This is a genomic window from Hyalangium gracile, from assembly GCF_020103725.1.
In the GTDB taxonomy this organism is placed as follows: domain Bacteria; phylum Myxococcota; class Myxococcia; order Myxococcales; family Myxococcaceae; genus Hyalangium; species Hyalangium gracile.
This window is the reverse complement of record NZ_JAHXBG010000044.1, coordinates 16,227-35,405: the sequence shown is the minus strand read 5'-3', so window position 1 is coordinate 35,405 and position 19,179 is coordinate 16,227. Positions and strand designations below refer to the sequence as shown.

The 19,179-nt window shown below is 68.8% G+C and carries 18 protein-coding genes; 10 read left to right on the top strand and 8 right to left on the bottom strand.

Features of this window, described 5'->3' with window-relative positions; translation table 11 throughout:
* Positions 1 to 48 precede the first annotated feature (48 nt).
* The 3 genes from KY572_RS45420 (at position 49) to KY572_RS45410 (ending at position 2,411) form a co-directional block, all read left to right on the top strand.
* The gene (locus tag KY572_RS45420; protein ID WP_224250055.1) at positions 49 to 864 is read left to right on the top strand and encodes an SDR family oxidoreductase; all 816 of its coding nucleotides are present in this window, start codon (positions 49 to 51) and stop codon (positions 862 to 864) included.
* Complete coding sequence (mutY, locus tag KY572_RS45415; RefSeq protein WP_224250054.1) at positions 861 to 2,003, top strand: A/G-specific adenine glycosylase; 1,143 nt, start codon at positions 861 to 863, stop codon at positions 2,001 to 2,003. The genes KY572_RS45420 and mutY overlap by 4 nt, the downstream gene beginning before the upstream one ends.
* Before the next feature lie 192 nt (positions 2,004 to 2,195).
* On the top strand, positions 2,196 to 2,411 hold the full coding sequence (locus tag KY572_RS45410) for a DUF2934 domain-containing protein (RefSeq protein ID WP_224250053.1): 216 nt from the start codon (positions 2,196 to 2,198) through the stop codon (positions 2,409 to 2,411).
* Between the two features lie 6 nt (positions 2,412 to 2,417).
* Here KY572_RS45410 and KY572_RS45405 read toward each other — a convergent pair whose 3' ends face one another.
* The 3 genes from KY572_RS45405 to KY572_RS45395 are packed head-to-tail and all read right to left on the bottom strand — an operon-like array spanning position 2,418 to position 7,922.
* A complete protein-coding gene (locus KY572_RS45405) occupies positions 2,418 to 3,503 on the bottom strand; it encodes a uroporphyrinogen decarboxylase/cobalamine-independent methonine synthase family protein (protein ID WP_224250052.1) in 1,086 nt (361 codons plus the stop codon).
* 13 nt (positions 3,504 to 3,516) lie between these two features.
* Positions 3,517 to 7,029 carry a methionine synthase gene (metH, locus tag KY572_RS45400; protein WP_224250051.1) on the bottom strand — a complete coding sequence of 1,171 codons (3,513 nt, stop codon included), beginning with the start codon at positions 7,027 to 7,029 and terminating at the stop codon, positions 3,517 to 3,519.
* Positions 7,026 to 7,922: an ArsR/SmtB family transcription factor gene (locus KY572_RS45395; protein ID WP_224250050.1), complete on the bottom strand. Its 897-nt coding sequence runs from the start codon at positions 7,920 to 7,922 to the stop codon at positions 7,026 to 7,028. The genes metH and KY572_RS45395 overlap by 4 nt, the downstream gene beginning before the upstream one ends.
* Before the next feature lie 97 nt (positions 7,923 to 8,019).
* Here KY572_RS45395 and KY572_RS45390 point away from each other — a divergent pair, with 97 nt between their 5' ends.
* Positions 8,020 to 8,889 (top strand): patatin-like phospholipase family protein, encoded by an 870-nt coding sequence (locus KY572_RS45390; RefSeq protein WP_224250049.1) that lies wholly within the window; start codon positions 8,020 to 8,022, stop codon positions 8,887 to 8,889.
* Between the two features lie 25 nt (positions 8,890 to 8,914).
* On the opposite strand, the gene KY572_RS45385 is transcribed toward KY572_RS45390, so the two are convergent.
* Positions 8,915 to 9,796 (bottom strand): RNA polymerase factor sigma-32, encoded by an 882-nt coding sequence (locus KY572_RS45385; protein WP_224250048.1) that lies wholly within the window; start codon positions 9,794 to 9,796, stop codon positions 8,915 to 8,917.
* A gap of 415 nt (positions 9,797 to 10,211) precedes the next feature.
* On the opposite strand from KY572_RS45385, the gene KY572_RS45380 reads away from it, so the two are divergent.
* Positions 10,212 to 10,961: a hypothetical protein gene (locus KY572_RS45380; protein ID WP_224250047.1), complete on the top strand. Its 750-nt coding sequence runs from the start codon at positions 10,212 to 10,214 to the stop codon at positions 10,959 to 10,961.
* Here the strand turns inward: KY572_RS45380 and KY572_RS45375 are convergent.
* The 4 genes from KY572_RS45375 to KY572_RS45360 form a co-directional block, all read right to left on the bottom strand.
* On the bottom strand, positions 10,896 to 11,495 hold the full coding sequence (locus KY572_RS45375; RefSeq protein WP_224250046.1) for a hypothetical protein: 600 nt from the start codon (positions 11,493 to 11,495) through the stop codon (positions 10,896 to 10,898). The genes KY572_RS45380 and KY572_RS45375 overlap by 66 nt on opposite strands.
* A 76-nt stretch (positions 11,496 to 11,571) precedes the next feature.
* Positions 11,572 to 12,018, bottom strand: coding sequence for a CoA-binding protein (locus KY572_RS45370; RefSeq protein ID WP_224250045.1), 447 nt, complete (start codon positions 12,016 to 12,018; stop codon positions 11,572 to 11,574).
* On the bottom strand, positions 12,015 to 12,911 hold the full coding sequence (locus tag KY572_RS45365) for a hypothetical protein (protein ID WP_224250044.1): 897 nt from the start codon (positions 12,909 to 12,911) through the stop codon (positions 12,015 to 12,017). Before KY572_RS45365 ends, KY572_RS45370 begins: the two co-directional genes overlap by 4 nt.
* A gap of 59 nt (positions 12,912 to 12,970) precedes the next feature.
* Complete coding sequence (locus KY572_RS45360) at positions 12,971 to 13,288, bottom strand: DUF2795 domain-containing protein (RefSeq protein WP_224250043.1); 318 nt, start codon at positions 13,286 to 13,288, stop codon at positions 12,971 to 12,973.
* A 183-nt stretch (positions 13,289 to 13,471) separates the two neighbouring features.
* On the opposite strand from KY572_RS45360, the gene KY572_RS45355 reads away from it, so the two are divergent.
* From KY572_RS45355 to KY572_RS45335, 5 genes are read left to right on the top strand one after another with little or no spacing between them, the layout of a single operon-like run.
* Positions 13,472 to 15,094: a YiiX/YebB-like N1pC/P60 family cysteine hydrolase gene (locus KY572_RS45355; RefSeq protein WP_224250042.1), complete on the top strand. Its 1,623-nt coding sequence runs from the start codon at positions 13,472 to 13,474 to the stop codon at positions 15,092 to 15,094.
* A 23-nt stretch (positions 15,095 to 15,117) separates the two neighbouring features.
* Complete coding sequence (locus KY572_RS45350) at positions 15,118 to 15,396, top strand: hypothetical protein (RefSeq protein WP_224250041.1); 279 nt, start codon at positions 15,118 to 15,120, stop codon at positions 15,394 to 15,396.
* 46 nt (positions 15,397 to 15,442) lie between these two features.
* Positions 15,443 to 16,303 carry a SirB1 family protein gene (locus tag KY572_RS45345; protein ID WP_224250040.1) on the top strand — a complete coding sequence of 287 codons (861 nt, stop codon included), beginning with the start codon at positions 15,443 to 15,445 and terminating at the stop codon, positions 16,301 to 16,303.
* A gap of 13 nt (positions 16,304 to 16,316) precedes the next feature.
* Positions 16,317 to 16,874 carry an NUDIX hydrolase gene (locus tag KY572_RS45340; RefSeq protein WP_224250039.1) on the top strand — a complete coding sequence of 186 codons (558 nt, stop codon included), beginning with the start codon at positions 16,317 to 16,319 and terminating at the stop codon, positions 16,872 to 16,874.
* 25 nt (positions 16,875 to 16,899) lie between these two features.
* Complete coding sequence (locus tag KY572_RS45335; RefSeq protein ID WP_224250038.1) at positions 16,900 to 19,158, top strand: HEAT repeat domain-containing protein; 2,259 nt, start codon at positions 16,900 to 16,902, stop codon at positions 19,156 to 19,158.
* Positions 19,159 to 19,179 lie beyond the last annotated feature (21 nt).

Sequence of the window (19,179 nt, the reverse complement as noted above, 5' to 3'; positions counted from 1 at the left end):
GGAAGGAGATGCGCCAGGGCCTACCAGGCAGGTAAGGTACACCTCACCATGCCTTCTGGAGCCTTCGTCGGACGCGTCGTCCTCATCACCGGAGCGTCGAGCGGGATTGGCCGGGCCGCCGCGCGTGCCTATGCCGCCCAGGGAGCCCACCTGGTCCTCGCCGCGCGTCGCGAGGAGTTGTTGCGAGAGGTGGTGCGCGAGGTGGAGGGCCTGGGCGCCCGAGCGCTCGCGGTGCGCTGTGACATCACCCGCCCGGAGGACGTGGAGCGGCTGATGCGCGAGACGCAGGCGTCGCACGGGGGCCTGGACATCCTCATCAACAACGCGGGCATCGGGCTGTTCGGCCCGGTGGAGGCGCTGGCCGAGGAGCAGCTCCGCCAGGTGTTCGAGGTGAACTTCTTCGCCCTGGTGCGCGTCACGCGCGCCGCCCTGCCGCTGCTGCGCAGGCGCCCGGGAGCGCAGATCGTCAACGTCAGCTCCGTGCTGGGGCACCGGGGGCTGCCGCTGCTCGGGGGCTACGGCGCGGCCAAGGCGGCGGTGAACGCGCTCACCGAGTCCCTGCGCGCGGAACTGGCGGCCGAGAACATCTCCGTGCTCCTCGTGTCCCCGGGCTTCACGGAGACGGAGTTCCGCGAGCACCGGCTCAACGCGGAGGGCTGGAGGCAGAGCGCACCGCCCTTGAAGCAGATGAGCGCGGACGAGGTGGCCGCGGCCATGGTGAAGGCCAGCCGCCGACAGCGCCGGGACACCATCCTCACCCTGCCAGGGCGGGTGATGGTGCTCGCCAACCGCCTCGCGCCGGGCCTGTTCGATCGCGTGGCGCGGCGAATGATCGGCAAGATGGTCAAGCGGCAGGAGTCATGAGGAAGCGCGCATCCGCCGTGCCGGCGCCGGAGCCCGCGCCCGACGCCAGGCGACTGACTTCCATCCGTGAGCCCCTGCTGGCCTGGTACGACCGCGAGCGAAGGGATCTGCCCTGGCGCCGCACGAAGGACCCGTACGCCATCTGGCTGAGCGAGGTGATGCTCCAGCAGACCCAGGTGAGCACCGTCATCCCCTACTGGGAGCGGTTCCTCGCGCGCTTTCCCACCGTGGAGGCGCTGGCCCGGGCTCCGCTGGATGACGTGCTCGCCGCGTGGAAGGGGCTCGGGTACTACTCTCGCGCGCGCAACCTGCACCGCGCCGCCCAGGAGGTGGTGGCTCGCTTCGGTGGACGGCTCCCCTCCTCCGCGCACGCCCTGCTCACCCTGCCCGGCTTCGGGCGCTACACCGCGGGGGCCGTGGCCTCCATCGCCTTCGGAGAAGAGGCCCCGCTGGTGGATGGCAACGTGGCCCGCGTCCTCTCCCGCCTCTTCGAGGTGGAGGGCGCTCCGGGGGACCGGGCCCGCGAGGCCCGCCTGTGGGAGCTGGCCGACGCGCTGGTGAAGGGAGAGCGGCCGGGGGACCTCAACCAGGCCCTCATGGAGCACGGCGCCACGGTCTGCCGACCGGAGAGCCCGCTGTGTCTGCTGTGCCCCGTGCGCGGCGCGTGTCTGGCCTTCCAGCATGGCCGGGTGGCGGAGCTGCCTCCCGCCAAGGTGCGGGCTGCCCCCAAGCGCCTGACGCTGGCACTGGCGGTGTGGACTCACCAGGACACGCTCCTCTTCGCCCGGCGCGCGGAGAAGGGGCTGTTCGGCGGGCTGTGGGAGCTGCCCGCCGCGGAGGTGGAGCCCGAGGCTCCCGACGCCACCGCCGCCACGCGGCTCTCGGACGCACTCGGCGTGTCCGTCACCGCGAGGGCCGCGCTCGGGACGGTGCAGCGCCAGCTCACCCACCGCACCCTCACCCTGAGGCTGCTGCGCGTGGCCGGCCGGCAGCGCCCCACCCGTGCTCCGGGCTTCCATGAGCTGCGCTGGTGCACGCCCGCTCAGGCCGAGGAGCTGGGCATGAGCACCGCCATGCAGCGCGCGCTCGACGTAGTGCTCGGCTCCGGCGTGCTCGACTCCGGCGTGCTCGACTCCTGAGGGAGCAGCCACACGGCTCGAGCACGACTGGCTGCCACCCGAACTGGCGAATGTGGCGCCGTGAACATCGCCTGATCTGTCCTGTTCACATCAGGACCTCTGGACCGACGTGCGATTCCATCGAGCCGGAGGTTCAGCCGATGGTTCGCCGGCTGTTCTCCCCTCTCACGCAGGAACCATTCAGGAGCACGCATGGCCCGCACCAGCGCCAAGACCTCGACCCCCACCGAGAAGGAGACTGGGAAGGCTCCGAGCACGCCGGCCCCCAACCAGACGCGCACTGGCCCGACCCATGAGCAGATCGCCCGCCGCGCCTATGAGATCTTCCTCGCGCGCGGTGGCCAGCCCGGTAACCCCGAGCACGACTGGCACCAGGCCGAGCGCGAGCTTCTGCTCGGCCGGCAGTAGCCAGTCTCAGATGACGTAGAACTCCGGACCGCGCTCGGTGTCGAGCGTCTCGTGCAGACGCCGCTGCGCGGTCCGCAACTCCCCGAGCACCCGCTCCGCGTCCTGCACCGTGCGCATGGCCAGCCCGCAGGCGGGCGTGAGCAGCACGTGCGCCAGCACCTGCGTGAAGGTGCGCCCCCTGGGCAGCGCCGCCTTGAGCGAGGCCTCCACCGAGTCGGTCAGCTCCCCCACGTCGTACGTGGAGGTGAGATCCGTGGGGACGATGCCCAGGCTCAGCGTGGCGCCCGAGGCCAGGAAGCGCGCCAGCGCGTCCGTCTCCTCGAGCATCGCGTCCAGGGACAGGCGCACGTCCAGCGACAGCACATCCGGCTGAACGTCCAGCAGCGCGCCCCAGTCCGTGTTGCCGCAGCAGTGGATGCCCACCAGGGCGCCCTCGCGCTGCAGCGCCAGCACCAGCAGCTTCACCTCCTGCAGCGCCAGCAGGTGGCGCGGCTGGGAGCGCTGGAAGGCGAACAGCCCCGGCTCATCCAGGAAGAACAGGGGCGTGGTGCCCGTGCGCCGCAGCGCCTTCACCATCGCCAGCGAGCGCGCCATCACCAGCCGGTACAGGGCCTTGTCCAGCCCCGGCACGTCCATGGTGGGCGTGCCCTGGCTGGTGCGCGCCACCGAGAGCACCGTGAAGGGGCCGGCGATCTGCGCCTTGGACAGCGCCAGCTTCCGGTTCTCCACCTCCCAGAGGAAGGGCCGCCACGCGCGGCAGCCCTCGGGCGAGGGCTCGAAGGCCTCGAGCTGGCCGGAGGAGAGCGCCTCGTCGAGCTTCGCCTCGAAGGCCTTTCGCCCGGCCTCCCACTGGCCGAGGTCCACCGTGCACATGCCCTCCTCGTCGTAGCTGAGGCCCGGCAGGCCCTCGATGGCCGAGGGAATCATGAACTCGGAGGGGTGGCGCAGCGGCAGCTGGGGCAGGAAGGGAATGTCCAGCGCCAGCGCGGCCTGGAGCCCCAGCTCCACCTGGGTGTGGGGCATGCTCCCGATTCCGGTGGAGGCACAGGCGGGCAGGAGCTGAACGGCACGGCGGATGATCGGCGCGCTCATAGGGCCCCGTACTCTACGTCACCGAGAAGTAGTGCGCCTGAGGATGATGGAAGACGACGGCGGACACCGAGGCCTCGGGCTCCATCATGCAGCCATCTGTCAGCTGCACGCCGATCTCCTCTGGACGCAGTGCGGCGAACAGCCCCGCCTGGTCCTCCAGCCGCGGGCACGCGGGGTAGCCGAACGAGTAGCGCTTGCCCTGGTACTCCGCGCGGAAGCGCTCCAGCATGGTGATGTCCGGCTTGTCCGGGAAGCCCCACATGCTGCGCAGCTGCGTGTGGAGCAGCTCCGCGTAGGCCTCGGCCGTCTCCAGCGCCAGCGCCTGCACCGCGTGCATCTTGAGGAACTCGCCCTTGGCCTTGAACTCCTCGGACAGCTCGCGGATGCCCTTGCCCGCCGTGGTGACGAACATGGCCAGGCTGTCCCGAGGCACCCCGCCCTCCAGTGGCAGCACGTAGTCCGCCAGGCACAGGCCGTCCTCCTTCTCCTGGCGCGGGAACTCGAAGACGGCGGCCTGCTGGCCGGTGAGCCCGTCGAAGAGCAGCACCTTGTTGCCGTCGCTGCCCGCCTTGAAGAACTGGAAGACGGAGCGCGCCTGCATGGCTCCGCCGCGCAGGAAGGCCTTGATGCCCTCCACCGCCTCCTTCAGCTCCAGCGCCTTGCGGCCCTCCTCCGTCTTCGCCAGCTCCGCCTCGGCGGGCGTACCCAGCTGGCGAGACGCCGTGCGCAGGCCCAGGTGGCGCCCGTACAGCATGACGGGGTTGATGAACTTCCAGATGTGGTCCAGCGGCGTGTTCGTCAGCACGTGCCGCTCGTAGTCCGGCGCGGGCGGCACCTGCGCCAGCACCTGGACTTCCTTGCTGCGCGTGGACGGCGCCACGGGAGCCGCGGACTTGGGACGCTCCTTCACCTCCTGCGCGAGCTTCAGGCGGCGGGCGGACAGGTCCTCCTTGAGCTTCTCGTGGCCGGACGGATCGACGATCTGCTTGGCCAGCTCCAGGCCGCTCATGGCGTCCTGCGCGTAGGCCACGGTGCCCTGGTACGCGGGGGCGATCTGCCGGTCCACGAAGTTGCGGCTGAGGGCGGCGCCGCCCACCAGGATGGGCAGGTCCACGCCGGCGCGCTTCAAGTCCTCCGCGGTGGCCACCATCTGGTGGGCACTCTTCACCAGCAGGCCGGACAGCCCGAGGATGTCCGGCCGGTGCTCCTTGACGGCCTGCACCAGCTGCTCGGGCGGCACCTTGATGCCCAGGTTCACCACCTGGAAGCCGTTGTTGGCGAGGATGATCTCCACCAGGTTCTTGCCGATGTCGTGCACGTCTCCCTTCACCGTGGCGAGCACCACCTTGCCGCGCGAGGCCGCCTGGGCCTTGCTCATCCTCGGCTCCAGGTGGGTGACGGCCGCCTTCATGGACTCGGCGCTCTGGAGCACCTCCGCGACGATGAGCTCGTTGGCGCCGAAGAGGCGGCCCACCTCGTCCATGCCCTTCATCAGCGGGCCGTTGATGATCTCCAGCGGCGTGTACTTCTCCAGCGCCAGGTCCAGGTCCGCGAAGAGGCCGTCACGCGTGCCCTCGATGATGTAGCGCTGCAGCCGCTCCTCCAGCGGCAGCGAAGAGGTGGCCGCCTTCTGCGCCTTGCGCTCGCGGAAGTGCGCCGCGAAGGGCGTCACCGGATCCGCGCCCCGGTTGTAGAGCAGATCCTCGGACAGCTTGCGCTCCTCCAGCGGCAGCGACGGGTAGCGCTCCAGCTTCTCCGAGTTCACCAGCGCCATGTCCAGGCCCGCCTGGACGCAGTGGTACAGGAACACGGAGTTGAGCACCTCGCGGCCCGCGGTGGGCAGGCCGAAGGACACGTTGGAGATGCCCAGCACCGTCTTGCACTGCGGGAAGCGCTGCTTGATGAGGCGCACGCCCTCGATGGTCTCCACGCCGCTGCCGGTGTACTGCGCGTCGCCCGAGGCGCACGGGAACACCAGCGGATCGAAGTACAGGTCCTCCGCCTTCATCCCGTACTTCCTGGTGAGCAGCTCGAAGGAGCGCTCGGCCACCTCCAGCTTGCGCTGGCGGGTGACGGCCATGCCCTTCTCGTCGATGCAGCCCACCACCAGCGCGGCGCCGAACTGGCGGGCCAGCGGCACCACCTTCTCGAAGCGCTCCTCGCCGTCCTCCAGGTTGACGGAGTTGATGATGGCCTTGCCCTGGCTGTAGGTGAGCGCCATGGCGATGACCTTCTCGTCCGTCGAGTCGATCATCAGCGGCACGCGCACCTTCTTGACGACCACCTCCAGGAACTGGCGCATGTCCTCCAGCTCGTCGCGGTCCGGGTTGGCCAGACACACGTCGATGACCTGGGCGCCGCGCTTCACCTGGGCGCGAGCCACCTCGGAGGCGTCGTCGAACTTCCCGGCGACGATGAGCTCCTTGAACTTCTTGCTGCCGATGACGTTGGTGCGCTCGCCGACGATGACGGGACGCTCGTCCTCCTTCACCTCCAGGTAGTCCACGCCGGACAGCGTGGAGCGCGGGCGCGCGGTGGCGCTGCGCGGCCTGACGCCCTTCACCGCGTCGGCGATGGCGCGGATGTGGCCCATCTGCGTGCCACAACAGCCGCCCACCACGTTGAGCCAGCCGTGCTCACAGAAGCGCCGCAGCGAGCGGGCCAGCATCTCCGGCGACTCCAGGTAGTGCCCGTTCTCGTCCGGCAGGCCCGCGTTGGGCACGCAGGACACCGCGAAGGAGCTCATGCTGGCCAGCGAGCGGATGTGGTCCGTCATGAACTCGGGGCCGGTGGCGCAGTTGAGCCCCAGGTAGAGCAACTCCACGTGCTCCAGGGACGCGGCGAGGCTCTCCACGGACTGGCCGGCCAGCATGGTGCCCATGGGCTCGATGGTGCCGGACACCGCCACGGGGATGGCCCAGCCCAGCTTGCGGAACGCCTGCTGGATGCCCAGCAGCGCCGCCTTGATGTTGCGCGTGTCCTGGCACGTCTCCACCAGCAGGTAGTCCGAGCCGCCGATGGTGAGCCCCTCGGCCTGCACCGCGAAGTTGTCGACCAGCTCCTCGAAGGTGATGCCGCCCGTCACCGAGATGGCCTTGGTGGTGGGGCCGATGGAGCCCGCCACCCAGCGCATCCGCCCGTCCCGGGCCTCGGCGTCCTCCGCCGCCTTGCGCGCCACGCGCGAGGCCGCCGCGTTGATCTCCAGCGCCTTGTGGCCCAGGCCGAACTCGTTGAGCACCAGCGGCGTGCCGCCGAAGCTGTCCGTCTCCGTCACGTCCGCGCCCGCGGCGAAGTAGTCCGCGTGGATCTTCTCGATGACGTCCGGGCGGGTGAGCACCAGGTGCTCGTTGCAGCCCTCGTACTCGGCGCCGCCGAAGTCCGCGGCCTTGAGGTCGCGCGCCTGGATGAGGGTGCCCATGGCGCCGTCGAGCACGAGGATGCGCTCGCGCATGGAGGAGCGGAGGGCCTCGACACGGCGGCCGTTTTCACCGGAGGGCGGCGGCAGGGGGGCAGGCAGGTGGCTCATGCGGGTTTGACTCCGGTGAGGAGGAAGACACGGAAGGGACTGGCACCGTCGCGAGCGTGGGCCTCGCGGGTGATGGACTGGAAGCCGGCCTCTTTGAGCGCGGCCTCGAGGAACTCGGGCGCGAAGCCCAGGTGCTTGTGGCCCAGCCGCTCGAGCACCCAGCGCTCCTCGTGCGGCATCAGCTCGAGCACCACCACCTTGCCGCCCGGCTTGAGCAGCCGCGCGGCCTCCGTCAGCACCGCCGCCGGGGACTCCACGTGGTGCAGGCTCTGCGAGATGACGACGAGATCCCTCTCGCCGCTCGGCAGCGACAGCCGGTGCAGGTCCTCGCGCAGGAACTGGATGTTGGTGCGGCCCTCGCGCGCGGCGCGCTCCCGGGCCTGCGCGAGCGCCTCGGGGTTCTGATCGATGGCCCAGACGCGGCGGGCCCAGCGGGCGATGGCCACCGACAGGGTGCCGGTGCCGCAGCCGAAGTCCGCCACGTCCAGCGGAGGCAGCAGCGACGCGAGCGCCCCGGCCCAGAGGAACCAGGACTGGCCAGGCTCGAGCAGGCGCTCGTTGAGGGCCTGGCGATCCTCGCGCGCGCGCAGCAGATCCTTGAGCCGCGCCGAGTCTCCCGACTCGTCATCGGCCTCCTGGGCCAGGCGGATGAGCGGCCAGCGCGAGTCGTCTCCGTCCAGCGCGAGCGAGTAGTAGCTGTAGCCGGCCTGCCGCTCCTCGCGAATGAGGCCCAGGCCCTTGAGCTTGCCCAGGTGATGGGACACGGAGGATTGGGCCACGCCCACCAGGGACACCAGCTCCGTCACGTTCAGCGGGGCCTGCGCCACGAGGCGGAGGATCCGCAGCCGTGTCGCATCCCCAAGGACGCGAAAGGACTGGGAGAGAGTGTCCATATCGGTGAATCAACATATGTCGATTCCGGACCGGCAGCCAAGGGGTTTCCCGACGCATTGCGTTGCCCCTCGCTCGCTCCTCGTCTATGGGGGCGCCATGCCCCCACCCACTCTGATCCAGCACCTCGAAGGCAAACGCATCGGGCTCGTTCTCTCCGCCGGCTACTTCGGCTTCTACGGCCACGCCGGCTTCCTCAAGGGGCTGACGGCCGCGGGGATTCAGCCGACGGCGTACGCGGGGACCTCAGCGGGTGGCATGGTGGCGGCGTTCGCGGCGGCGGGTATGCCGCTGGCCAAGCTGGAAGAGCTGCTGCTGAAGCAGACGCGGAAGAACTTCTGGGATCCGGATCCGATCGGCGCGGTGAAGGATGTGCGGCGCGGCCACGGCTTCACGGGCCTGCTGAAGGGCGAGCGCTTCCGCAAGCTGCTGGAGGACTACCTGCCGGTGCCCACCTTCGAGGAGCTGCCGCACCCGCTGCTGCTGGTGGCGGCCAACCTCACCGAGGGCACGCACGACGTCTTCACCTCGGGCGAGCTGGCGCCGCGCGTCCACGCCACGTGCGCGTACCCGGGGCTGTTCCGGGCGGTGCCCATCGACAACAGCCACTACTGGGACGGAGGGCTGGTGGACAAGGCGCCGGCGCTGGCGCTGAGCGACAGCGCCATCGGCAAGGACCTGGATGCCATCCTGGTGCACTACCTGCCCAGCCGCACGCGCAAGGTGCTGGGCGGCCCGCTGGTGTACGCGCAGGGGCTGGCGACGGCCTCCGCAGCGCTGCGGCACGATCACTTCCGGCTGCAGCTCAACATCCTGGAGGCGCGGAAGGTGCCTGTGTACGTCGTCACCTCGAACCTGCCGCCGGTGACGCCGACGACGCTGGAGCGCGGCTTCGACGCGCTCGATCAGGCGCGGCTCTCCGCGGAGCGCGCGCTGGCACGGCCTCCCCAGCGATTCGAGGAGGGTTGAGGCAAGGCGGGGACGCCGCGAGGGCCTAGGCGACGGCGGTCAGGCCCTCGTTCTCCTGGGCCATCAGCTCGGCCAGGGCGGCCTTGAGCTTGTCCTTGGCGCGGATCTCCAGCTGACGGGCGCGCTCACGCGAGAAGCCGAAGTGCTCGCCCAGCTCGCTGAGGGTCATCTCCGAGTCGCCCATGATGCGCTGCTCGATGATGAAGCGCTCGCGCGGGTCCAGCCGCTGCAGGGCCTGGCGGACGCGGGCGCGGGTCATGTCGGCCTCCTGACGGTCGGCCACCTCGTCGACCTGGGAGACGCTCTCGGACTCCACGAAGTCCAGGTGGGTGGAGTCACCCTCCTCGCCGATGGGAGCGTCGAGGGACAGGTCCCGCCCGCCCATGCGCTGCTCCATCTCACGCACGTCCGAGGCCTTCACGTTCAGCTTGCGAGCGATCTCCTCGGCGTCGACGATGTTGCCCTCGCCGCCGAGCTTCTCGAGCTCACGGCGCGTACGGGCCAGAGCGAAGAACAGCTTGCGCTGGGCCTGGGTCGTGCCGAGCTTCACCAGCGACCAGGACTTGAGGATGTAGTTCTGGATGTAGGCGCGGATCCACCACACCGCGTAGGAGATGAGGCGGATGCCCTTGTCGGGGTCGAACTTCTGCACGGCCTTCATCAGCCCGATGTTGGCCTCCTGGATGAGGTCGCTCACCTTGATGCCGTAGGAGCGGTACTCGTAGGAGACCTTCACGGCGAAGCGCAGGTTGGCCGTCACGAGCTGGTGACCGGCCTGGTAGTCGCCATTGCGGAAGCGCCGAGCCAGCTCCTGCTCCTGCTGCACGGTGAGCAGCGGGTACTTGCTGATCTCAGCGAGGTAGGTGGAGAGAGAGTCAGGGGAGGACAGGGAGTTGGAGGCCTGCATGGTGATCCTCGGGGGCAAGGACGACAGGGGAACTTCGCCGAAACCGCGTGCCCTGACCCTTAAGCAAGGGGGAAGCCAACGCTCGATACGGGCTAACTCCCAGGAATTACAGCCACTTGCCTCTGCAGCCCTGCATGATTAAGGCAGAAAGGGCGTAACTTTTTCAGGCCTGCCCCCCTGGCCCTTTTGCACGATTTCCGGTGGGGTGGTGTCGCAGGATCAGCGCAAGGCTGAAATCCGAGCGTTTGGGACGGGAGGCGCTCCTCGGGGGCTGGCTCCCTCCGCGAGGGGCGAAGCCACCGCGGTCCTCCTGCTCTTCACCCAGGGCCTCGGCGAACGGACGGTGCGCCTGCGCTTGAGACTCACGCTCCCACCCGGAGCCCGGCAGGCCCATGGGTGGGTAGAGGAGGCCGTCGTGGAGCGGCCCCTGCCGCCCGTCGAGCTCGATGCCGGATTCGTCGCCGAGTACCGCGCGATGCACGAGGACATCTTTCGGCGCTGGCGCGAGGAGTCGAAGGCCGGTGCAGAGTGGGTGGCACGGCGTGGCGCCGAGGAACTGGCGCTCTGGTACGCGGGGGGCATCACCCTGCGAGGCCTGGGCTGGCTGGGTGGGAAGGTGGCTCCCACGGTGGTGCGCGCACTGATGCGCGGCGGGGCTCAGGCCACAAGCTGGCTGCGCACGACGCTGACGCGGCTGTCAGCGGAGGAGCGCCTGGCCTTCGAGCGGCTGTGGACGAAGGTTCAGCTGGAGGGAAAAGGCTCGCTCATCACCGCCGAGCGCACGGAGCTGCGCGAGCTCATGGTGGGCATCGAGCGGCTCATCCAGGAGCCCTTGGACAGGGAGACCAAGATCAAGCTTCGGGCGAAAGCCCGCCAGGCGTACAAGACCCTTCACCCCGAGCTCGCCGAACTGCTGGAGCAACGAGGCGCACTCCTACCCATCCACCATCGATGCCCGCTGGAGTACGCACACCTCTTCCCTGAAAAGGACATCAACGCTGCGGAGAATCTGGCCATGGTGACCCAGAACGTGCACAAGCGCATTGACGCACTCTGGACCCGCTTCCGCCAGGCCAGTGAACCCGGCCACGTGCCATACTCACTGAAGGAGGCCGAGGAAGGTGCCTTGGCTCGACTGCAGCGACTCTTTCCCGGCCTGGAGTAGATGCGCATGGAACTGCCAGGATTGGAGCGCCTGAGGGAGGTCTGCCGTCGCCTGGGATTGCACCTGCGCACCTCTCCCCCCGCGAGCGCCCCGCTGGAAGCTGGGGCACTGGTAGAGGGACTCCCCTTCGATCCAGTGCTCGCCGCCGTCTATGCCCGCTTTGGCTTCGCCGCGTTCGCCACGGACGTGGCAGGCATCGTGCTCCATCCATTGGAGGACGACGACCGCCAGTTCGAGAAACAGAACAGGTGGTGGAGCGAGAGCACCCAGAAGCAACTCGCCCTGCCGACCCTCGTCTTCGCGGGCGAGCCGCATCTGGCCTACCACTACGCCACGATTCCGGGTCTTGCGGATGAGCAGGGCTGGCAGCCTGTCGCCTGGGTAGACGTCTACGAGGAGCCCTACGCGATCCCCATCGCATCCAACGTGGATCGCTTCTTCGAAGCTGGCTTTCCCCCTGGGATGCGCCGGAATCATCAGCCGCGATACGAAGCTGGTCGCGCGAATACAGGCCGGACACTTCGACTCGTTCATGCCCTCAGACGAGCAACGCCAGTGGGCACGCAAGGTCGTAGCGGCAGCCACCGTGCGCGGATAACCCCTCCCCCGCTCACCCCAGGATCGAGTAGCGCCGGTGCTCCACCATCAGGCACCGGTCCTGGACCACCTGGATGCCCGCCTTCGCCAGCTTCTCGGCCGCCGCGTCGTTGCGGATGCCGGACTGGAACCACACCGCCTTCGGCTTCTTCGCGATGATGTCGTCCACGTGCTGGTCGATGTCCTGCGGCCGCCGGAACACATCCACCAGATCGATGTCCCCCGGGATGTCCACCAGCCTCCGGTACACCGGCTTGCCAAGGATGTGCGTCACGTCCGGGTAGTAGACGGGCACCGGCACCACCTCCACCCCCGCCTTCGCCAGGTAGTCCGCCACATAGAAGGCCGGCTGCCCCGCCTGCTGCTCCGTCTTGATGCCCAGCACCGCCACCCGCTTCGAGCCCTTCACCACCCGCTCCACGCCCCGCTCGTTCTCGATCAGGTTTTCCTGGAAGTTCATCGTCGCGCCTCCTCCAGCATCTCCAGCTTCGTCTGCGTCGCGAGCGTCCATGTAGCGTCTCCCACCTTCGCGCGCACGGTCAGATTGCGCCGCATCGGCACGAAGTAGCCCCGCGCCACCACCTGCTCGCCCTCACACGTCACGCCTTCCGTCAGCTCCGGACTGCCCGCCTCCTCCAGCACCTCGCGCAGCTCCGGGGGCGCGTCGTCGGGCAGCGCGTCCAGGCACCTCAAGCCCAGCACCAGCGCATTACCCTGGTCCGTCAGCTCCGTCCCCGTCACCGTCCGCTGCAGCACGTACCGCACCTCGCCCTCGGCCGTGGAGAACGCCTCCACCGCCCAGGTGTGCTGCCCCACCGTGAGGTTGCGCTGGAGCAGCCCGCCGTACTTCGCCTCCCACTCGCGGCGGGTCCGCGACTCCACGGACTCGGGCGCGAAGAAGGCCTCCAGCGCCCCGGCCTGCGGCCCCGCCGCCACCTGGCGCAGCGCCTTCAGCCCCTCGTCCGCGTTGAGCACCTTCACGAAGGCTCCATCCGCCGCCAGCCGCACCCGGAGCGCAAAGCGCGAGAGCACCTCGTCCACCACCGTCTCCACCGGCGTGCCGCCGCGCGTCATCCGCGCCTGCGACACCGTCTGGACGAGCTGCCACCCGTTCTCGGCCGGCGTGAAGCGCGTCACGGTGGTCATCTCCACCTCCTCGGACTGCCGCGTGCCGCCGCGCTCCATCGTCCGCGTGCTCTGCACCCGCTCCGTGATGGCTCGGTCCACCGGGGGTCGGAAGTCGAGCCGCACCGGTGGCGGAGTCCCCGCCTCGGGCACCAGCGAGGAGGCGGGCTTGGTGCAGGCAGCCAGCGCCACGGCACAGCAGAGCCAGGTCAGTCTTCGAGCGCGCATAGGGCCGCGAACGCTGGCAGAAACCGCCAGCGCTCGCGAGCCTCTTCCACCATCCCCGTTCAAGGATGACGGCTGTGCCCCGGAGGGGCGTTCTCCACCATGTCCCGGCCGATGTTCCGCCGGTCTCTCTCCACCCCGTCATCGCCCGGGAAGCCGCCGCTGGCGAACCGCCGGGCCGCCTCGGCCAGGTCCCTCATCACCTCTTCCTTGGACTCGTAGCGCGAGCGCGGCAGGAACTTGAGGACGTTGATGACGTCGACGTCGGCGCCATTGTCCTCCGCCGCCCTCACGAGCTGCTCACGCCACACCGGATAGTCCACGGCGTCCAGGTGCGTGGGGATCGACAGCGCCGGGTTCTCCGCCTGTCCGTAAGCCATCGTCTCTCTGCCTTTCTGCCCGGGTTTCCGGTCCGGGCGCTTTTCATGAACCTGGGGATGGAAGGGGCTTCGGACCACCCGGGGCGGCACGGCCCGCACCGCTCACAGGCCAGCCAAGCAACCATGCCCGCCCCGGTCCGAGGTAGATTGCGCCCCGCTGTACCGCTCCCTCCTGGAGACCTGATGCTCGCCACCTCCCTGCTCCTGGCCCAGCTCACGCTCGCAAGCTCGCCTCCCCCCCAAGCTCAGGCTCCCGCCGCGCCCGCCGTCGCCACGCCGGCCCCCGCGCCCGAGGCGCCCGCCACCGGCATCTATGACTGGGAGGACGAGGCCTTCGTGGCCCAGGCCCAGAGGGACTTGGAGTCGCTCCAGCGCTACGCCAACGGCCTGCGCGGCCTGCAGGAGCGGATCCGGCAGAACCTGTCGCTCTACAACCAGAAGCAGGACATCCCCTACACGCCCGAGCAGAAGCAGACGCTGCTCACCACGTGGGCGGCGTTCTTCGACTACTTCGCCTCCACCGAGGTCATCCGCCAGCGCTACTGGGACTTCGTGAAGGTGCCGGCGCTCACCCAGCCGAAGAAGCACGCCTGGGGCTTCCTGCTCACGCACGGGGCGCTCACCACCATCCTGTCGCACGGGCTCACCTACGCGGAGCTCACCAACGGCCGCAAGCAGCTCGAGGTGCTCCTGGACGAGCCGGCCCCGGACTACGGCATCCCCGCGCGGGCTTTCGCCCACTTCAAGGAGAAGGTCATCCACGTCTCCACCGCCACCCAGCTCTTCACCGGGGACACCTACCGGGATCAGCTGCGTCCGGTGCTGTCGAAGTCGGGGGCGATGAACTCCAAGCTGACGGCCTGGGTGCTCCAGGAGATGAAGCTGAACTCCAAGGTGGCCCGGGGCAAGCTGCTCAAGCGCGGGCCCTCCTTCTTCACCACCGCGGCCAAGGACATCGTCCAGGACACCACCTCGCGCGCCATCTTCCCGGTGCAGAAGTCCGTGGCCGAGTGGATGGGCGACACCCGCGTCAAGCGCATCGGCAAGCCGCTCATCTCCCGCGCGCAGGTCGACCAGGTGCTCCAGAAGATGGAGCCCGGGGACGTCATCGTCGCCCGGCAGAACTGGTACCTGTCCAACATCGGCCTGCCGGGGTTCTGGCCGCACGCCGAGCTGTACGTGGGCACGCCGGACATGCTCGCGGGCTACTTCGACGGGGACGCGGAGGTGAAGGCGTGGCTGGCCACCCTGCCCGGCCAGCCGAAGACGCTCTCCGAGCACCTGTCGCGCAGCTTCCCCGCCAAGTGGACCCAGTACATGGGCAAGGACGAGCACGGCGAGCCCATCCGCATCATCGAGTCCATCAGCGAGGGCGTGTCCTTCACCGGCCCCGAGCACGGCATGCGCGTGGACTACCTGGGCGTCATGCGGCCGCGGCTGTCCAAGAAGGACAAGGCGCAGGCCATCGTGCGCGCGTTCACCTACCAGGGCCGTCCGTACGACTTCAACTTCGACTTCTTCTCGGACCAGACGCTGGTGTGCACGGAGCTCGTCTACAAGTCCTACGCCCCGTCCAAGGACCTGAAGGGGCTGAAGATCGATCTGGTGAACGTGGCCGGCCGGCGCACGCTGCCCGCCAACGAGATCGTCAAGCTGTTCGACCAGGAGTACGACAAGGCGGACCGGCAGCTGGACTTCGTGGCGTTCCTGGACGGGCGCGAGGACAAGGAGGGTGCTATCGAGAGGGATGCGCTCACCTTCCGCCGCAGCTACCAGCGGATGAAGTGGGACATCGCCCAGCAGTAGCTGGAGACGCCGAGGCAGGCCCCATGACGGAACAGACAGCCCAGGAGATGCTGGAGCTGGCTCACTCGCTCTTCGAGCGGATGATTACCCAGCAGCAGGCCAAGGTGCTCCGCCTGGCCCGCGAGGCGGTGCCCAACATCGGCCCGGAGGATCTGCGCAACGCACATGACTTCCCGGAACTCAAGGAGCATCCTACCTTCGAATATGAGGATGGAATCCTGGCGGGACTCATCTCGGCGCAGATCGCACTCCGAGCGGAAATCAAGGGCCGTCTTCCCAACCATCCACCGCCGGCATTCTGACGAGCGGTCGCCTGCCTTTGCCGTTCGGCCTCGGGTGGGTTAGTCCATGCACGTGAACTTTCCCTCCGGATTCGGCTCCCCGCTTGCTCGGGAACGGCTCGTGTCGGCGCTGGCTGCGGATCCGCCTCGGCTGGATCTCGCCGCGCTGGCCATCGCCACGCTGGCCAACCCCTCCCTGGACGCGCCCGCCTGCCTGCACACCCTGGATGCCCTGGCGGTCCGGGTGCAGGTGGAGGTGGAGCGCCACCTGGAGGAAGGCCCCTCGCTGGCGCGGCTGCGAGCCCTGCGCCACGTGCTGGCGGACATCGAGGGCTTCCGCGGCAACGAGAAGGAGTACTACGCGCCGGAGAACAGCTTCCTGGACCACGTGCTGGAGCACAAGGTGGGGCTGCCCATCACGCTCTCGGTGGTGTACCTGGAGGTGGCGCGGCGGGCGGGGATTCCGCTGTACGGGGTGGCCTTCCCGGGGCACTTCCTGGTGGCGTGCAACACGGGGGACCACAAGCTGGTCATCGATCCGTTCCACAACGGGGACATCCTCACGGAGACGGGCTGCGAGGAGCTGCTCAAGCGGGTGGCGCCGCAGCTGCGGTTCGATCCGGCCAAGCTGACGCCGGCGCCGGTGGAGCTCATCACCTACCGGATGCTGTCCAACCTCAAGCGGGTGTACCTGGAGCGCGAGGACGCGGAGCGGGCGCTGGCGGTGGTGGATCTGCTGCTCCTGCTGGCGCCGGACCACCCGGGCGAGCTGCGCACGCGGGCGGTGCTGCTGACGAAGGTGGGGGCGTTCCGGGCGGCGCTCAAGGACGTGGAGCGGTGCCTGGAGCTGTCGCCGGAGGCACCGGATCGCGAGCGGCTGGAGCTGATGTCGAAGGAGCTGCGCGAGCGGCTGGCGAACCTGAACTGACCCTGGAGGCCTCGTGTCCCAGTCCCCCCGTCCCTGGCCGCGGCTGCGCCGGGGGCTCGAGCATGACTACACCATCCTGAAGGTCCGTGAGGACCTCTACGCGGATCCGCGCACGAATCAGGAGCACCCGCGCGTGTTCCTCGACACGCCGGAGTGGTGCAACATCATCGCGGTGACGACGGAGGATCAGCTGGTGCTGATCCGGCAGTACCGCTTCGGGGTGCAGGAGACGACGCTGGAGATCCCCGGCGGGCTGGTGGATCACGGCGAGGATCCGGCCCTGGCGGCGGCGCGGGAGTTGGAGGAGGAGACGGGCTATGAGGCGGGGCGTATGGTGCCATTGGGCTCGGTGCATCCGAACCCGGCGCTGCAGGGTAACCGGTGCCACTCGTTCCTGGCGCTGGACTGCGTGAAGCGGCACGAGGGACGGCAGGACCACGGCGAGGACATCACCGTGGAGCTGTTCCCGCGAGCGGAGGTGCCGCGGCTCATCCTGGAGGGGAAGATCACCCACTCGCTGGTGGTGGTGGCCTTCTTCCTGGAGCGGCTGCGGGCCGAGGCTGCCAAGTAGCGAGGCAATCCTGCATGCTCGGGCCATGAGCGAAGCCCGTTCATGGGTGCGCATGGCCTGGGTGCTGTGCCTCGGCTTGCTGACGGCGTGCGCCACCTCTCGCGCATCCGAGGGAGAGCCTCGCGCGGTGAGCGTGAGCGAGCTGCCGGGAGGCCGCGTCCGGCTCTCCTTCGAGCCGGTGGCGGCCGACCCCAGCCTCGACGTGTTGAGCGTGGCGGAAGCCCAGGCGGCGCTCACCGTCTTCCACTCGGCCTTGCTGGTGGAACGGCCCGAGATTCGCGTCCTCCCACCGGCCCGGCTCCGGCTGCTGGAGGAGGATGATGGTGGGCAGTGGGAGCAGCACCTACGCGAACAGTTCCTGTCCCGCTTTGGCGGGGCGCTGCTGCCGCTGCCGAAGGTGCTGGGGCAGAGCCGCTTCTACCAGGCCTTGAAGCTGTCCCCGCGCTACATGGGCGCGGGGGTGCGCGAGGCCGCGCAGGAGCTGTTCAGCTCCCCGGTGTTCGTGGCCAGCGTGTTCCTCTCGGTGGCCGTCTACTTCGGCGCGTGGCTGGTACCCGAGCCCCTCTTCTCCAAGGCCTTCGCCGTGACGCTCACGGCAGCGCTGGCCATCACCGTGGGATTGATGGAGGTAGTGAACCTGGCCCTGGCGTGCCTGCGGCTCTACCGCGAGTCCGAGTCGGCCAGGACGCAGAAGGAGGTGGAGGCGGCCTCGGAGCACTTCGGCAGAGCCATGGGCGGCACAATGCTGCGGGTGCTGGTGATGGTGGCGAGCATGGGGGTGGCCAGGACTGCGCCCACGCTGCCCCCCGGTGGCCTGGGAGCGCTGCTGGGCAAGCCCCTGTACACCGTAAGGGGCGGACTGGCCGTGGAGGCCGCGGCGACCGCCCAGGTGGCAGGCGATGGCAGCCTCATCCTCAGCGGAGTGGCGACGGGGGAAATGGCCACACGCCTCTGTGGCGGCCTGACCCTCTGCTCCACCATGGACGACGGCACGGCAGGCCCACCCCCAGGCCCCAAGCTCTCCACTCGTTATGGCCCGCCTCATACCCGGCAGAACCCACTACACAACGAGGCCATCGAGGAGGAGCTCGCCTCCCGAGAGTCAGCAAGGCACACCCAGCTACTGAAGAACAAAGCGCAGCTGGATGCTGACAACAAACCCGCCCTCGACAAGGCCCCGGGAGAGGGGCCTCGCTTCCGCCGGCCTGACGCAGCGTCCTTACGGCCAGATGGGGTACGGCACAACACCAACTATGTCTCCAACGTGCGTGATCTCAAGCGTGAGCTCGTAGCAGCAAGGAACCAACGGAAGATGGCACGCACGATTGATACGGCCCGGATTCGCGATGAGCTGGTGCAGGCCTTCAAATGGGGCGAGGAGGATCGCGTACGCGCCTTGCTGCCGCAGCTCGGCTTGAGTCCCAAGCAGGTGAGGGCTGAGCTGGAGGCCATGTTGAACTGCGAGGACTCGCTCGTACGACAAGCAGCGGCGTTTGGGCTCGGTGAGCTGGGTGGAGCAGCCAGCGCCAGACGCCTGGAGGAACAACTCGCCATTGAAGAAGCACGCAGGAGCTACGACGGCGAAGCAGTCGTGGAAGACATCGTCAGGGCACTCGGACGAATCGCGGAAGCCAGTGCGCGTGCCCCTCTGATCCGCAGACTCGAGCGTCTGGCTGCCGCAGGTCAGCCCGATGCAGCGGATGTCATCGCTCTGGCACGTGCCCTCTGGAGACGACGACATCCGGATCTGCTTCCCGCCGTGCGGCGCAGCCTGGAAAGGATTTCGCTGCCTGCCCCCCATGGCTTGCACGGGTTGGTTCCATTGCTGGAAAAGACTCCACCTGAGTTGGACACATGGGCTCGCGACCCCACGATTTCCACCAGGCACAAGACTCGAGTGCTCGTGGTGCTCGAGGAAGATGTTCCTGATGAGCTGGTACCGGTCCTCCCTGCGTTCATCGCCTCGGCAGAGGCACTCGACGAACAAGCGTTGAGTCACGATCGTGACGCCGCCTATTACTGTGAGTGCCTGCTCAGCATGCATCTCAGTGATCGAGAGCGCCTGCTGCCTGCGCTTCCGGAAGATGCCCGTCTGGCCTTGCGCACCGTAGCCCTGAGACTCATTCGAGCCACCTTCCCCAACCCGTCCATCTCGGCGGCGGTCGTGCTGGGGATCATCGGGCGTCACGAGGACGCCCCCTTCCTGGAGGCCCACTCCCCCGAATACCCGACGCTGGCCAAGGTCTTCCGTGACGCCGCGCGGACACTCCGCGACCGTCACTGAGCCTGCCAGTGAAGCCCGGTG

What these genes read in the sequence shown, in the direction of transcription:
- KY572_RS45410 (WP_224250053.1), top strand. Translation starts at nt 2,196, where the DNA reads ATGGCCCGCACCAGCGCCAAGACCTCGACCCCCACCGAGAAGGAGACT.
- KY572_RS45355 (WP_224250042.1), top strand. Translation starts at nt 13,472, where the DNA reads ATGCTCGCCACCTCCCTGCTCCTGGCCCAGCTCACGCTCGCAAGCTCG.
- KY572_RS45345 (WP_224250040.1), top strand. Translation starts at nt 15,443, where the DNA reads ATGCACGTGAACTTTCCCTCCGGATTCGGCTCCCCGCTTGCTCGGGAA.
- metH (WP_224250051.1), bottom strand. Translation starts at nt 7,029, where the DNA reads ATGAGCCACCTGCCTGCCCCCCTGCCGCCGCCCTCCGGTGAAAACGGC.
- KY572_RS45360 (WP_224250043.1), bottom strand. Translation starts at nt 13,288, where the DNA reads ATGGCTTACGGACAGGCGGAGAACCCGGCGCTGTCGATCCCCACGCAC.
- KY572_RS45405 (WP_224250052.1), bottom strand. Translation starts at nt 3,503, where the DNA reads ATGAGCGCGCCGATCATCCGCCGTGCCGTTCAGCTCCTGCCCGCCTGT.
- KY572_RS45375 (WP_224250046.1), bottom strand. Translation starts at nt 11,495, where the DNA reads ATGAACGAGTCGAAGTGTCCGGCCTGTATTCGCGCGACCAGCTTCGTA.
- KY572_RS45365 (WP_224250044.1), bottom strand. Translation starts at nt 12,911, where the DNA reads ATGCGCGCTCGAAGACTGACCTGGCTCTGCTGTGCCGTGGCGCTGGCT.
- KY572_RS45420 (WP_224250055.1), top strand. Translation starts at nt 49, where the DNA reads ATGCCTTCTGGAGCCTTCGTCGGACGCGTCGTCCTCATCACCGGAGCG.
- KY572_RS45335 (WP_224250038.1), top strand. Translation starts at nt 16,900, where the DNA reads ATGAGCGAAGCCCGTTCATGGGTGCGCATGGCCTGGGTGCTGTGCCTC.
- mutY (WP_224250054.1), top strand. Translation starts at nt 861, where the DNA reads ATGAGGAAGCGCGCATCCGCCGTGCCGGCGCCGGAGCCCGCGCCCGAC.
- KY572_RS45390 (WP_224250049.1), top strand. Translation starts at nt 8,020, where the DNA reads ATGCCCCCACCCACTCTGATCCAGCACCTCGAAGGCAAACGCATCGGG.
- KY572_RS45395 (WP_224250050.1), bottom strand. Translation starts at nt 7,922, where the DNA reads ATGGACACTCTCTCCCAGTCCTTTCGCGTCCTTGGGGATGCGACACGG.
- KY572_RS45385 (WP_224250048.1), bottom strand. Translation starts at nt 9,796, where the DNA reads ATGCAGGCCTCCAACTCCCTGTCCTCCCCTGACTCTCTCTCCACCTAC.
- KY572_RS45370 (WP_224250045.1), bottom strand. Translation starts at nt 12,018, where the DNA reads ATGAACTTCCAGGAAAACCTGATCGAGAACGAGCGGGGCGTGGAGCGG.
- KY572_RS45350 (WP_224250041.1), top strand. Translation starts at nt 15,118, where the DNA reads ATGACGGAACAGACAGCCCAGGAGATGCTGGAGCTGGCTCACTCGCTC.